Origin of the sequence: Globicatella sp. PHS-GS-PNBC-21-1553 (genome assembly GCF_033564055.1) — a bacterium.
GTDB classification, from domain to species: Bacteria; Bacillota; Bacilli; order Lactobacillales; family Aerococcaceae; genus Globicatella; species Globicatella sulfidifaciens.
In genome coordinates this window covers 1,342,786-1,357,020 of sequence record NZ_CP085470.1, presented here as the reverse complement: position 1 = coordinate 1,357,020, position 14,235 = coordinate 1,342,786, and the positions used below count along the sequence as shown (strand labels likewise).

Genomic DNA, 14,235 nt, shown 5'->3' with positions numbered 1-14,235 from the left:
TTTTTATCAGATCTTTAGTGTAGTTTCTACTCATATAATTACACCTTCCTTTTGATTAATTGATCTTGGTAAGTAAGGCTATGGATTCTATATGGCTCGCGAGGATAGAATGAATGTCATTTGAGTATGTCCGTTCTCGGAAACATATCCACTGCATTTTTGACACTATCGGTAGACGGGAACATATCGACTACATTAGCTTAGTTAAATTGAACGTGCTCTTCAGCTTAAAATTGGAATCCGTTTGTTACTTGTATTCACTCGGAACAGGAATATTAAATCTCTCGCACAATAGTTTTACATCATGCATATCATTTTCATCATGCTCATAGCCTAGATGAAATAACACTTGATTTTCAGCATCAATACATCTGACCATTTTATCGCCTATTTTCCCAATACCACTAAATACTTTTGGAGGATATGCTTCTCCTTCAAAAACAATGTATCCTTGTTCGTTGAACTTAAATATATGAAGGTCAATTATCCTACCTTTAGTATCCTTCCAAACCGTGTGAGATGTGGTGGTATATGCTTCTGTAACTTCAACAAAACCTTTTTCTTTTAATATCTCAACAAACTTTTTACTATTACTTTCCTCCACAAATAAATCAATGTCGTTGTGTGCTCTTGTTTCTTCTTCTAATAATGCATCTACTCCCCAACCTCCATCAATCCATATGTTAATTCCATTTTCTTCAGCGTATGTTATTATCTCAATGGCGTCAGTTTTACTTACCATGTAATCCCTCCGTTCAAATTTCTATCTAATTTCATAACATCCCGAAAAGTAGCCATGCTAAATTCCTCCCAGGTAATACTGTTAATTCACATAATCTAACTTAATAGCGCCTTTTCATATCCTCTTCGTAGGCGGCTAGAATACGCTGATATTCTTTTGGGTCATCATTCTCACAGTCCAGTTTTATCACTCGATCCACAATAGGGTCTAAAGAATCAGGGTTGTACCAAGGCTCCTTAATTGTAAGATATATGATTTTTTTGGTTTTTTGACGTTCAGCCATTTCTTTTAACATCTGAATTTCTTTTTCATTTTTTGTTACACTTTGAATCGGCCATATAATCATAAAGTCAAATTCATAATTATCGTATTTTTCACTATTGCCTTTAGTGGTTAGATTATCAAAGAAGATTGTAAGATTGGATAATTTCATTCCTTGCCCATATTTCTTCGGTACGTTAACTTTATAAAGTTCCGCCCATCGAAAAAAATTATCCATTCCATCTTTTGTTGTATGAATTAAATTAATTAGTCCTTTCAAGTTCCCTTGAGAATTCAAAGCTTTAAGAAGAGCCTGATGCTTTTCCTTGTCAGCAATACCTCGTAGTAATAATGTTTTTTCTGTTTCATTGTTCAAGAAATCAATAATCTGATCATATGCATTTTTTACGTCGGACATATTATTCACCCCTTCATTCAAAAATCACTATTTGTTTTTTGAATATACCCAAAATAAAATGCTATCTGTTAGTCTCAAACAAAACAGTGCATCTTCAATTGTTGGCGATTCAATAGTATTCTCATTCCTATGAGTCCCGTAATCAGACATCATAGAGTAAATCATATAAATTGTTTTGGTCTTTGTCAGCTTTCCATCTTTATTTTCGTTAAAAAAATCTGCTAAATCTTCTTTTTTAGATCTGATTTAAGAGCCCTATCTAAGTCGGCGACCGTTGCAGTTGCATTGTCTCCGCTAGTGTTAAATACTCCTCTCATCCACTTTGCGAAATTTTCAGTCCCTTTATATTTTGAAAATATACTTACAATACTTGTCCTACATGATTCAATACAAGCTCCTGAATGACCTTGTGTATAAGCATCAATTGCCGATTTGTAAGCATCATATACTTCTTTGTGGTTACTTTTTATCCATGATTCAACAGAAAACATCTCACTTACTCTGGCAAAATCACTTTCCATGCAAGCAGAAACTTTAACTTTATCAAATTCAATGGTTATACTTAACCCCAAAATCTCGTATAGTTTAGCTAGTTCTTCAAAGTCTTCATCGCTTTCTTCAGAAATATATCTTACATTGAAAGATTTAGTTATTTCTTTTAGCAGATTGATGATATCCTCATGCCTGTTTTCCTTATATAAATCCGAGAAAATACTATCTAAACCTAGAAACACATCGTATTCCTCGTTATTATTCTCAAATTTGTGTGCATAGCCTTAATTGTAGAAATAAGGTACTAGGTAGTCTATATATTTTTCGTAAAGGTCATTAAGCCCCAAGCATTTTAATCTGGCCTTAAATTCTGAATTTTTCTTTATAAAAAATCCTGGTCTGCTAACAATCTCTGCAATTTTTGAAAGAATTATTTCTTTATCATTCATTTTTTCACCCAATCTATGTTCATAAATCTATTGCTTTTTCAAAGCAGATAAAACCATCTCCAAATACTCCTGCCAATAATCACTATCGCCTTCTATGTCGTAAAGCCAATAATACATTAACAGTATTTCAAATTCTTGCTTTCTTCCTTTTGTGAAGGATTTTTTCGGCATCTTTCTATATAGTGAATCAAGGTTAAAGAGATTACTTTTCTGCTTATAATCGTAGTCGTACTTCCTCCAAGTATATTGACTCTTCTTTCTATGCGTTGATGGCCAAAGATCCTCGTTGTCATAAAAACTACTTATCCAACCATAGGCAAAGGCAAGAATATTAACCTGATACTTTGCCCAGGCTTTATCGATCCAATCAGTTATTTCTTCTGTTATTGATGGTATTCCGAAATTAAACCTTTGTTCGCTTTCTACCCTATGATAGTCTTTTATAAAAATAAAAAGCATCTCTGTTTGGTCCTTAAGAAACGGCAACTTTTTAATGAGCTGCGAATAGCAATCATAGGAAGCATTTCTAAATTCACTATCAGTACTATACAGAAAGAAAAACTCATTCGCCTTCATAATATTTCCAATGTGTTTGTGTATTTGCTTTCCGTATTCATTGTAAATACCAACAACCCATTCTCGAACTTCAGGGTCATACTCCCTAAGCTGCTTCCGATACTTATCTAGCTTTTGATCATGGAGTACCGTTTTTTCTTCGGCCTCGGTAATATTCAAATAATTACTAAAATACTCGAATACATAATCAACGCAAATTCTCATATTTTGTGTACGGGCATCAATGTCAAATTCATTGAGCTTATCCTCTTTTTTTCTGCGTGCAATGTATTCCTCTATACTTAGCATGTATTCACCGCCTTTCATATATGATTTTTCTATTCATTAATGAGATTTATAAAAACTCATTACAAATTAATCTTTTTGTATCTTTGCTGATTTGAAGAAGTCTTTTCAATAGCCTTTAAATTATCATTCATTTTACTAACCCGATTAAGAAATAAAGTTTCAAGCAAAAGCCGGTCTTTCTTGGTATCCTGTTCGGCAAATTTCAAGTTTAAATTAGCCAGCATTCATCATCTCAAAAGGTGATTTGTAGTTGAACATTCTTTTCGGATAATGATTAATCCAGTTTTCTATTTTCTTTACTTCTAATTCCGTTACATCTGTTGTTCCTTTAGGTAAAAACCGCCTTATTAGTCGATTGTGGTTTTCGTTTGTTCCCCGTTCATAGGAACAATAAGGATGGGCATAATAAATATGCTCATAAGGAAAGACTTCATGCAGTCTAAAAAATTCAACGCCATTATCCGCTGTAATTGATTTAATTGTATATTCCTTGAGTATATCTAATAAAGCATTATTTACGGATGCCGCCTGTTTATTCGGAATCAGTCGAATAATTTGATGACGTGTCTGACGATCGGTTAGTACGAGTAAACATTTATTGGTCTTGCGCGTTAAAATCACGGTGTCAATTTCATAATGACCGTACTCACCCCGTTGATTAATGACTTCCGGACGCATTTCTATAGATTGACCTTTAACTCTAAATTGCGAGCTAGTATTCTTACGTTTTTTCTTTGATTTACGCGGATAAAGTAAGTCATTCGATGTAAAGCCTAAATGTCCGTTATGAATCCAATAGTAAATCGTTGAAACAGGAACGTTGACAAGATTAGAATGAACGATCATTTCTGGTGAATATTTCATTTCGGTCAGAAAATGAACGAGTGTTTCTTTGGTTTCCTTATCAAGTGACACTTTGCGTCCACACTTGTCGCGCTGTTTTAAATACTGAGAATGAGCATACTCAGCAGAATAAATCTTTTTGAAGCGACCTTTTCTAACTTGTTGAAGAACGAGCCCTCTTTTGATTTCATTATGAATCGTTTGAGGGGCTTTATCTAGAAGACGCGCAATTTCGCGATGACTTGCCACTACGGTGCCAACGCTCAATATTGTGACGATCGTCTAGTGTTAAATGTTTATTTCGGGTCTTGCTTTCTGCTGAAAATAAATTATAATGATGATACATCTTAAAACGTCCTTTATTTTGGTTTTGTCACTACAATAATAACGTTTTGAGATGTTTTTTTCTATATTTTTTCTATACCGTAACACTTGACTGAATCGTCGAATCGGGTGCGGGGTCACTCCCCGACCTTCCGCACTTCGCTTAAATTTTCGGTCGAGTCATTTAGCTTACCCGATTCTCCAATTAAGTAAAGTGCTACTGTTGTATTGAAAGCCATAAAATAGTCCCCCTCCCAACCGCAACTAGCAGCTTTATTTTCAATCATAAAAAATAGGAAGAATTCACAATTTAAGTGGCTAATTTAATTTTAGAACTTTCATTTTTCACTTTATCTTCACTTTCCATATCCACACCTGCTTTTTCTTTTTATTATACCAAGAAACCCAGTTTATAGGAATGACTATTTATACTTGAAATGTAATTACCTTTTTAACTCAAATATTATGATATGTATATCTAAAAATAGAGATAGAGATAGCCCTTCATTTCAAAAGTAGGGGATGTTTCATCTATCCTATCTCCACAACCCTACGGATATTTTTGTGGTAGATATGTTTCCTAAAAAAATAAAAATAAGGATCTTCAAGGCTAAAAGGTACCGCCAGATGTCAGGAAGAAAATCTCCCAATCTTGAAAACCCTTTATTTATCAATGTTTTGAATAGTCCTATTTCTCCACCCTTGACATCAAGACAACACACTCAACGTGTAAACTTTAGTCTAATTACCGTTATTTACGGACTGAAATTAATACTATCCTATCAATAATGCAAGGTTTGCATCATACCTATTTGTATTCGTATAATAAGTAGGCTATCAATCTCATAAATTAAATAAATCAAACCCTTGATTTTTAATTTGATATCCTTTGTCAGTGGGCAATCCAAAAAATCTTCAATTTGAGCAAATGAATAATTAAAGCTCTCTTTGTCTTCTTCTGTGAGTGCATACCAAGCATCAGGATTAATAACTAAGTTTTCTGTCCCTTTTATGATTAAATAATTAATAAAATTTATTTGTTCTTCTTGGGTTAATCCTTTTAAATTAGTTATATAATCGGTTAATGATTCATCATTTTTTAACGCAGCAACAATTGCGTAACTCTTATTTTCTTCTGGGAATACACTAAAATATAGATTAGACATTTTAGCCTCAAAGTCTGATAAATTTTGTATTTTATTCCCCTGTAAATCATCTGTCGGCGTTAAAAATCCAGTAGCAGCAAATCTTATTTCCTTATCAAAATTATAAACAACATAGTTTAAAATGTTAAATTCGTTTTTCAATATAGCAGCATCAAATAACTCTTTATCTTTTTCCATGTCTCTTTTTGCTAAAGTAATACCTAATAGAAAATCATCAATTATTGAGTCAGTATTAAACTTTTTCATTTCTTGTTGCTGCTTAACACCCTCCATCTTTCTATGATATTCGATTGCAAATGCTCGGTATATATATAAAAACACCTGTTTAATTTCATAATTAAAATCACCATCTTCAATCGGACTGAACATTTGGTCGTGATGACCACAAAAACCTGTAAAAACAGTTGCTCTTTTTCTACCATATTCTGTTAATAACTGGAATGGATTATCTGATTTTGGGATCGGCATTATTACATTGCCATTTTTTGATAGTTTAGATAAGACCTTATTATTTTGAATCGAGTGAGCTTTAATAATATTCTCGCTACATTTTTCTTTTTTAGGATGCAAACATTCTTTAATCCTACTTTTTCTAACTGTACTTTGAAATTGCTCCGAAAATATTCTCTTTAAATCTTTTTTCGATCGTTTTTTCTTTTTTCCCACTTGATACCCACCTTCTAAATTATTAAGTTTCTATTCTATCAAGAATTCTGAAATATTTTTCGATAGAAGACCGTTTCCCGATTAATACATCACTGTTTGCATCTTGAAAGCATGAACAGATAAATAAAGACCTATCTCCCAATTTAGTTATATATTTTTTATTAGATTTTTCCAAATACCATTTTCGTTGGTTCGGATCTTTTGGCCTAATCAAAATTGCTCTATCAAATGATATTGGGATACATACTTCCTTTAAGTCATAAAGTTGAGTAAAGTTATCACCTATAAAAAAACTCTCTCTATCTAATATGGCTAAACTCCACTCATATTTACTTCTTGCGACTATATCTTCAAAATAAAGGTGCAAATCTAAAATTTCAATAATTTGTTGTTCTTTTGCCGTAATTTTCAATCTGTTTTTTAATTCCTTTTGTATTTCTTTTGGAAATCTATCGTATGCTTCAATTCTTTGATTAAACAAATACTCATACTTTCCTCTATAATATGGTGACCTTGCATGTAAATTAATGATAAAAATTAAAATACATACTCTAAACATATCATCTTGAAGTAGTATCCCATTGCTATTTTCCAAAATTTTCTTCAGAAAATTAGCCGTTGTTGTTTCTAAAGCATTTAGAAAAACAGATTCTATATACTGATCTTTTGTCAATAATTCAGTATTTAATTCTATTTTCAACTTCTGCGCATATTCAACTAACCAAGTGTTAAACTTTTCCTTATTATCTGGATCATAGTAATATTCCCTGTAACAAATTCTTTTGGTGTTAGTCGAAATAAATTTATCCTGAGGTTTCAAATAAGCACTAATTAAACTATCGTTATTTTCAGAAAACTTTTTTAAAAAGAATTGCGGAATATAATGCTGTTTTTTAGTCTTCATTGTTCACCTCTTCTTTTTGAGCTATACCTACTATTCTTCCTCACATCCTCTTCGCCTATTCTAACCACATTACTCCGCTTAGCCTTCTCAGCTTGCACTTTTTCAAATACATACTTAGAAATAATAGCCGGATGGTTGTCCTCCGCTAGACAACTATCTTCATACTCATTGTCCTTAAACAAATGAACGTTCCCAATATACTTCTCATTACTCAACATTGTTTCTAATGCACGTTTTGACCACTTAGCTTTTCCTCTGGGGGAGGGAATTTGATTTTCTTCGAGTAATTTAATTAAGCCTACAATACTTTTACCTTCAATATACCAAGCAAAAATCTGCCTAACAACTGTGGCTTGCTCTTCATTAACGATTAGCAAACCATCTTTATCATGATCATAGCCATAACATTTTCGATGATAGAGTTTTGATGTTCCATCCATCGCTCTGTACCTGTGCCCCAATTTGATATTCTGACTGCGGGACTCATTATCAGCTTGAGCTAAAGATTCATAAATTGTTAACAGTAGCTCACTATCATCCCTGGCAGTATCAATGTCTTCTTGATCAAAAATTAGTCGAACTTTTAATTCCTTGAGTAATCTTACTGTCTCTAATGCTTCAATCGTATCTCGGCCCAAACGACTCACACTTTTTGTGATAACGATAGTTACTTTTTTATTACGACAGTCATCAATGAGACGATTATACTCTTCCCGCTTTGATTTTGCTTTGGCTGAGGCTACATCAATATAGATATCAACTAACCGCCAATCCTCAATTAAGGAAACTTTCTGAGTTAAGTCCGAAACTTGATTAGCTAGACTTCGTAACTGATCTTTTGTATTCGAGCTTACACGCGCATAAACTCCCACTCGCTTATGTTTCGGTTGACGCCTAGCTGGATTATAATGCATGTTGTCCTTTAAATTCATTGGTTCCCCCACTTTCTAGAATGACTTAACTAATTACATTCAGCCTAACTATCTATATAGAATAACCTCATGATGAGTAGGCTACTTAAATTTATTTTTATTCATTTTTTATATGAAAAGATGTTGACCAATTCCCACATACTAGCTATTAATTTTTGGATACAATTCCCAACCTCAGCCGTTTCCAATCCAATTATACTAAAAAAACAGCCCCTTGAATATGGTATGCACATTCAAAAAGCTGATATAGCAACATATTACTCTTTCTTCTTTTCCATCAATACTACACACTCAACATGTAGTTTTTTAGTAATTCGTCATAAGAAAATAATATTCAAAACCTTATTATATCAGAATTTGAAGTAATCACATATTTTCTTAAAGCTTTCTAAATAATAATTAGGCTATTTACTCGCTCTAACCACATCAAAATGAATTGAGATTCTTCTCATTTTTTCACTAATACATTGTTTACGAAATTCAACATCTGAAAAACCCAATTCTTTTAGCATATAATATTCTAAAATATACTTTAAAATTGAGAGATAATATTGTAAATCCTCATCAGGTATTATTTGATCTCTTTTTCTTTCATCATAATGAGTATAGTAATTTCTCGTAGATACGACTCTCATAGGAAAATCTTCATAAGAAATTTCTCCCGTATAAAAATGTACAGCAAAATCCGCCAATAATAAATCCGCTATTCTACTTTGTAACGTTATTTTTCTTTGAGAATTTGCTAATAAAATTTTTCGATAATATTCTCGATTTCCTTCAGGTACATCTTTTAAAATAATGTTCTCTATTCTTTGTTTAAATTCAGAAAGAGTCCCCCTACAAACAAAACGCGAATGATATGTTTCTAATGCTTGAGTTACATTTAAAAAAGCCTGTGTGACAGTCATGTTTTTTGAGTAGACAAAATCTAAGTATAAATCTAATACCGGCTCTAATTTATTTTTGTTTTCTACATAAATATTCAGATTTCCTTTTTCTAATACATCATCTAAATTGAATAGGTATGAACTTCTATCTCTAAATTTAGGATATGACTTATCAATTTTTTTATTCCAACTACTAACTTGGAAACTTTGAGGAAATTCTAAATCAAAATTATTTAACTTTAAAACTTCATCTACTGTAATAACTGTAATACTGGTTACTATGACTGGTCTATTCATTCCAATTTCTATAAATCTTCTAACATGTTTGAATTTGCTCAGAAAGAAGCTAAAACTCTTAGGTGTATTACTTAAAATCTTAATCGAGGGTCTTTGTTTTAATATAATTTCTTGGTTTAATAGGTCAATTTCATGTACTGGCAACATACTGCCAAAAACCTGATAATCAATAGTTAATTCGTCGTTTGAATATATTTTTAACCTTTCTTTCTCTTTATCAAATAGACCAAAACCATCATCTATATAATATTTTGATCTGTTTCCCCATAATATACTCTCGGGAATATCGAAATATACTTCTGTAAATTTATCTATATTGCCGTTTGGTATCTTTAAACCCTCAATCATATATTCAGCTAAGTATGTAAATGTATCTCCCCATCCAATTTTAGATTCGGTCGACTGCCTAGTACAGTTTAATAGTGTCATTTTAAAACCATTTGATAACTCTCCCGTGATATACTTAATTTCTAACGGGATTTCAAGATAGCTTAAAGGACCACCTTGATGTAAAATTTCAAATTCCAACATTATTCCACCTTCATCAGAATTTAAATAAAGATTCCCTTGATATTCTTTCCCCTCAAAACTATCTGATGTAAACTTACCTGTTCCATAAAAATCTAAATCTACCACTCAATTCCTCCTTTTTATACTTTAGAACTATACTTTCTACTCTTCCTCATTACTTTTTCACCATTTTTTTCTACATTACTCCGCTTTTTCTTCTCTTGTTGTACTTGTTCAAATGTATTCTCTGAAATAATGGCTGGATGGTTATTATATGAAACGTAACTTCCTTCTTCTTCATTATCTCTAAATAAATGAACTCTCCCAATATACTTCTCATCGCTTAACATGGTTTCCAAGGCACGTTTCGACCATTTAGCTTTACCACGGGGTGAGGCTATTTCATGTTGTTCAAGTAATTTAATAAGACCCACAATACTATTGCCTTCCATATACCAATCAAAAATTTGTCGAACCAATGCAGCTTGTTTCTCATTAATCACTAAATAACCTTCTTCATCATGATCATAACCATAACACTTGCGATGATAAAGACTGGAAATGCCGTCCATAGCTCGGTGACGATGACCTAGTTTAATATTTCGACCTCTCGATTCATTGTCTGCTTGGGCCACTGATTCATAGATAGAGAGAATGAGTTCCCCATCATCCCTAAAAGTATCAAAGTTTTCTTGGTCAAAAATAAGTTGGACTTTATGATCCTTAAATAGCCTAATTGTCTCAAGTGCCTCAACAGTATCTCGACCAAAGCGGCTAAAACTCTTAGTGATTACCAGATTTATCTTATTTTGACACAGTCTTCAATCATACGATTGTACTCTTCTCGCTTAGCATTTTTCTTTGCTAAAGCGACGTCAATATAGATACCCACTAAGAGCCAATCTTCAACGGAGGAAACTTTCTGGGTTAAAGCTGATACTTGATTAGCTAAACTACGTAACTGTTCTTTAGTATTAGAACTGACTCGAGCATATATAGCGACCCGCTTTTGTTTAGGTGGACGTTTTGCGGGTATGAAATAAACATTGTCCTTTAAGTCCATTCGTTTCCTCACTTTCTAAAATTACATCATTAATAATCATTAACCTAGTTATCTATATGAAACAACCGAATAATAAGTAGGTTATTCATAATTAATAAAATTACTTTTTCCAATTAAATAATATTGATCAGTTTCCCCATACTACTTGATATTTATTAGCTAAATTCCTTAATTTTGTCAGTATTCATAACAATTATACTAAAAAATCAGCTCTCTGAATATGACTAACACATTCAAAAAGCTGATATAACAAGATTCTACCCCTTTACCTTTTCCATCAATACTACACACTCAACATGCACGGTCTGCGGGAATAAATCAACTGGTTGTACATATTCCAACCTGTAGCCGGCATCCGCAAATAATCGGCAATCTCTGGCACAAGTTGCTGGGTTGCAGCTGACATAAGCGATACGTTCCGGTGCTTGTTCAATGACACTTTTGATAAATTCAGGGTCTAATCCCTTACGTGGTGGGTCGACGACCACGACATCAAATTGAACGCCTTCTTGGTTCCATTTTGGTAGCACTTCTTCAGCTTTTCCAGCTTCAAAAATCACATTGTCGACATAATTATACTCAGCATTTTTCTTAGCCATTTCAATCGCTTGTGGAACAATTTCCATGGCATAAACTTGTTTGGCATGATCCGCTAAGGCTAAGGAAATAGTCCCTATGCCACAATAAGCATCTAATACGGTGTCAGTATCTTTAATTGCTGCTGCTTTAATCGCTTCTTGGTAAAGCACTTCTGCTTGTGGGGTATTCACTTGATAGAATGAATGCGCCGAAATAAAGAATTGCTTGCCTAACATTTGATCGCGATACTCACCTTCACCCGCCAATACGCGGGACTCTGGTCCCATAATGACATTGGTCTTTTTATCTTGGACATTCAATATCACCGAAACAACTTCGGGTAATTGTACCATAATTTCTTTGGCAATCGCTTCTGCTTGCGGCATTGTTTTTTGATTGATAACGAGAATCACCATCATCTCACCCGTATAATGTCCACGTTTGATAATAATATGGCGCATCATACCAGAATGTTTTTCCTCATTATAAGCTTCGACTTTAAATTGACGTAAAATATTTTTTACTACTACAATCGCGCGGTCAATCTCATGATGCTGAATATAAAAATTTTCAACTGGGATTAATTCATGCGAATTTTTTCTAAAAAATCCCGTCTCTAACTGACCATCCACCATTCTAGTTGGAATTTGTGCTTTATTACGATATTCCCATGGATGACTCATTCCTAAAGTCATGCGCACGTCAATATTTTTAAAACCGCCTAATTTACGAAAGGCATTTCGCACTGTTTCTTGCTTAAAGGCCAGTTGTAAATCATAACTCATATGTTGCAAGGTCATCGTACCGATTTGACGACCGATCGGGTCGATAATTTCTCGACGATCATAAGCCGGATTTTCTATTTCAACTAAGCGAGCGAAACCGAAGTTTTTGGTCGCTTTCATGATTTTGGCATGAACAATTTCTCCAGGTATCGCGCCTTCAACGAATAATGGAAAACCGTCCACCCGAATCACGCCTAACCCTTCTGAAGTTAAATCTTCAACGAGTCCCACTACCTCTTGATTTTTCTTAAAGTTTTTATTTTTTGACACGCGATTTCACTCCTCTTTCATTTTCTTTAGAATACCTTACTTTTAAGTTAAATTCAATGTACAATCCCCTTCAGAGTATAAGATAACGACGGTCAGCCATACTTTCAATAACGCTTCTGCCACTATCATTACAAAAGAGGCCAAGAAAAAACTTTCGTTTCATCCTAGCCTCTCGGTCTTGATTATTTTTTAAACAAGCGTTCTTTAATTTGCCAACTATCTTTGTTGTGCCCATTAAAACCAATTTTAAATGCGATACATGATGGATTGATTAACTCGGTTGTCAGTTTTAACCCCGCTGCTTTTGCAACTGCTGCTGCAATTGACAAGCCCATTCCGCTACCACCTTGTTCGCGGTTGCGAGCTGTATCACGTCGATAAAACCTTTCAAATAATTGTTTACGTTCTTCTTCAGTCATCGGGTCACATTCATTTTCAAACCATAATTCGCGTTTGGCTGGTTGCCATTTAATGATAATCGGTTCGCTTCCTACATGATATTTGACGGCATTTTCTAATAAAATAGTGGTTAATTGACGCATACTTGCTTCATCTGTTGTTTCGACTAAATTATCCGGTAATTCCAGCAAAATCGTTTTGTCATTCTCTTTAATTAAAGTACTCAACTCATTAATTTCATTTTTTATTAAATCGGTCAAGTTGACCTTCGTCAATTCAATGGTATTTTTTCCTTCATCAAAACGAGCTAACAGCAACATTTGCTCAATCAACATATTCAACCGTTTAATTTGATTACGATTACTTTCAGTCCATTCATTTTTATATCCAATCATTTCCATCACATCATTATTCGTCGATAAAACAGCCAAAGGTGTTTTGATTTCATGACTGGCATTGCTGATAAATTTTTTTGGCGTTCAATATTTTTTACTAATGGCATGATGGCTTTTTTCGAGAAATAAGCCAATAATAAATAAACGACAATTAATAATATTGCGAAAATCCCAGCTGATAAACTTAAAAAACGAACAATCATTTCAATCTCGGCAAACGAATCAACATACATCACCAGCGTTCGTCCATCTAACAACACTTTCTTCATAAAGCGATAATAACCCGACCAACCATGTGTAAGCTCTTGTCCATAGATTTCGATGGCAGCTTCTTGAGCAGCTGCTTCAGTAATATTCTCCCCGATACCGATGGTTGTTTGTTTGATTTTCCCTTCACTATCAAATACAACATAGAAAAAGTCAATCATATCGCGGGTTTCACGTTCCTCTTTAATTAAACCAAAGAAGTTTTCAAAATTAAAGGTATTATTACGAATTTTGGGCGTGGGTTCGATCAGGACGGTGGCGCCATTATTTAAAGTAATCTCACGTTGGTTGATACCTAATTGCATTTCAACGAAGTCGAGTGTCTGTTGCTCTTGTCGACTAATAACTTGCGCATAATTGAAACCATTTAAGACTAAAAACAAAATGAGCATTACGACGGTAAAAGATCCCATTGACACAATCATAAAGCGGCGTTTCATCTCATTAATCAATTCGCTTCACCTTCATTCGCATCCAAACTCCCTAATATTATTTTTATTGCAGAACATTTATCGTCATTGTAAATTGATATAGTATTTCATCAATATTATCACTAACTAAAGAATAGGCGAAGCAAACATTTTCCATTTTTTATCTGTTTCGTCTAATCTTCTTGAAGATAGCCAATAACTTTAACAATGACTTTTGATTCCTTCTGATGTTTTTATGACACATTAGCCAACGGGCATCGAATGGTGTCTTAAGTACTTATTTGATATCTA

The 14,235-nt window shown here is 33.5% G+C and carries 14 protein-coding genes and 2 pseudogenes; all 16 read right to left on the bottom strand.

Going from position 1 to position 14,235, the window contains the following annotated elements:
- Nucleotides 1-247 precede the first annotated feature (247 nt).
- The 16 genes and pseudogenes from LB888_RS06425 to LB888_RS06350 all read right to left on the bottom strand — a co-directional run bounded on the left by LB888_RS06425 (nt 248) and on the right by LB888_RS06350 (nt 13,965).
- Nucleotides 248-742, bottom strand: coding sequence for a nucleotidyltransferase domain-containing protein (locus LB888_RS06425; protein WP_000253894.1), 495 nt, complete (start codon nt 740-742; stop codon nt 248-250).
- A 100-nt stretch (nt 743-842) separates the two neighbouring features.
- Nucleotides 843-1,421: a hypothetical protein gene (locus tag LB888_RS06420; protein WP_001286136.1), complete on the bottom strand. Its 579-nt coding sequence runs from the start codon at nt 1,419-1,421 to the stop codon at nt 843-845.
- Nucleotides 1,422-1,642: 221 nt separating this feature from the next.
- Entirely contained in the window at nt 1,643-2,155 is a 513-nt protein-coding gene (locus LB888_RS06415; RefSeq protein ID WP_318752290.1) for a hypothetical protein, read from the bottom strand.
- 42 nt (nt 2,156-2,197) lie between these two features.
- Nucleotides 2,198-2,362: a hypothetical protein gene (locus LB888_RS06410; RefSeq protein WP_318752289.1), complete on the bottom strand. Its 165-nt coding sequence runs from the start codon at nt 2,360-2,362 to the stop codon at nt 2,198-2,200.
- 27 nt (nt 2,363-2,389) lie between these two features.
- Complete coding sequence (locus LB888_RS06405; RefSeq protein WP_000948664.1) at nt 2,390-3,226, bottom strand: hypothetical protein; 837 nt, start codon at nt 3,224-3,226, stop codon at nt 2,390-2,392.
- A 59-nt stretch (nt 3,227-3,285) separates the two neighbouring features.
- Nucleotides 3,286-3,408 (bottom strand): annotated as a pseudogene (locus tag LB888_RS06400) (DUF1413 domain-containing protein); the annotation flags it as partial.
- Nucleotides 3,409-3,439: 31 nt separating this feature from the next.
- Nucleotides 3,440-4,415 (bottom strand): annotated as a pseudogene (locus tag LB888_RS06395) (IS30 family transposase).
- A 760-nt stretch (nt 4,416-5,175) separates the two neighbouring features.
- Complete coding sequence (locus LB888_RS06390) at nt 5,176-6,225, bottom strand: hypothetical protein (protein ID WP_318752288.1); 1,050 nt, start codon at nt 6,223-6,225, stop codon at nt 5,176-5,178.
- Nucleotides 6,226-6,247: 22 nt separating this feature from the next.
- Nucleotides 6,248-7,129, bottom strand: a complete 882-nt coding sequence (locus tag LB888_RS06385; protein WP_318752287.1) for a DUF4238 domain-containing protein — start codon at nt 7,127-7,129, stop codon at nt 6,248-6,250.
- On the bottom strand, nt 7,126-8,061 hold the full coding sequence (locus tag LB888_RS06380) for a recombinase family protein (RefSeq protein ID WP_318752286.1): 936 nt from the start codon (nt 8,059-8,061) through the stop codon (nt 7,126-7,128). Before LB888_RS06380 ends, LB888_RS06385 begins: the two co-directional genes overlap by 4 nt.
- 404 nt (nt 8,062-8,465) lie before the next feature.
- Nucleotides 8,466-9,881, bottom strand: a complete 1,416-nt coding sequence (locus tag LB888_RS06375) for a HEPN domain-containing protein (RefSeq protein WP_318752285.1) — start codon at nt 9,879-9,881, stop codon at nt 8,466-8,468.
- Between the two features lie 14 nt (nt 9,882-9,895).
- A complete protein-coding gene (locus LB888_RS06370; protein ID WP_318753960.1) occupies nt 9,896-10,546 on the bottom strand; it encodes a recombinase family protein in 651 nt (216 codons plus the stop codon).
- 8 nt (nt 10,547-10,554) lie between these two features.
- Nucleotides 10,555-10,818 (bottom strand): recombinase family protein, encoded by a 264-nt coding sequence (locus tag LB888_RS06365; protein WP_248416604.1) that lies wholly within the window; start codon nt 10,816-10,818, stop codon nt 10,555-10,557.
- 257 nt (nt 10,819-11,075) lie between these two features.
- Nucleotides 11,076-12,452 (bottom strand): 23S rRNA (uracil(1939)-C(5))-methyltransferase RlmD, encoded by a 1,377-nt coding sequence (gene rlmD, locus LB888_RS06360; protein ID WP_318752284.1) that lies wholly within the window; start codon nt 12,450-12,452, stop codon nt 11,076-11,078.
- 182 nt (nt 12,453-12,634) lie between these two features.
- Nucleotides 12,635-13,282, bottom strand: a complete 648-nt coding sequence (locus LB888_RS06355; RefSeq protein WP_318752283.1) for a HAMP domain-containing sensor histidine kinase — start codon at nt 13,280-13,282, stop codon at nt 12,635-12,637.
- The gene (locus LB888_RS06350) at nt 13,252-13,965 is read right to left on the bottom strand and encodes a hypothetical protein (RefSeq protein ID WP_318752282.1); all 714 of its coding nucleotides are present in this window, start codon (nt 13,963-13,965) and stop codon (nt 13,252-13,254) included. Before LB888_RS06350 ends, LB888_RS06355 begins: the two co-directional genes overlap by 31 nt.
- Nucleotides 13,966-14,235: the final 270 nt, after the last annotated feature.

Excerpts from the sequence above, each read along its gene's own strand:
- LB888_RS06380 (WP_318752286.1), bottom strand. The coding sequence starts at position 8,061 with ATGAATTTAAAGGACAACATGCATTATAATCCAGCTAGGCGTCAACCG.
- LB888_RS06420 (WP_001286136.1), bottom strand. The coding sequence starts at position 1,421 with ATGTCCGACGTAAAAAATGCATATGATCAGATTATTGATTTCTTGAAC.
- LB888_RS06410 (WP_318752289.1), bottom strand. The coding sequence starts at position 2,362 with ATGAATGATAAAGAAATAATTCTTTCAAAAATTGCAGAGATTGTTAGC.
- LB888_RS06405 (WP_000948664.1), bottom strand. The coding sequence starts at position 3,226 with ATGCTAAGTATAGAGGAATACATTGCACGCAGAAAAAAAGAGGATAAG.
- LB888_RS06425 (WP_000253894.1), bottom strand. The coding sequence starts at position 742 with ATGGTAAGTAAAACTGACGCCATTGAGATAATAACATACGCTGAAGAA.
- LB888_RS06385 (WP_318752287.1), bottom strand. The coding sequence starts at position 7,129 with ATGAAGACTAAAAAACAGCATTATATTCCGCAATTCTTTTTAAAAAAG.
- LB888_RS06365 (WP_248416604.1), bottom strand. The coding sequence starts at position 10,818 with ATGGACTTAAAGGACAATGTTTATTTCATACCCGCAAAACGTCCACCT.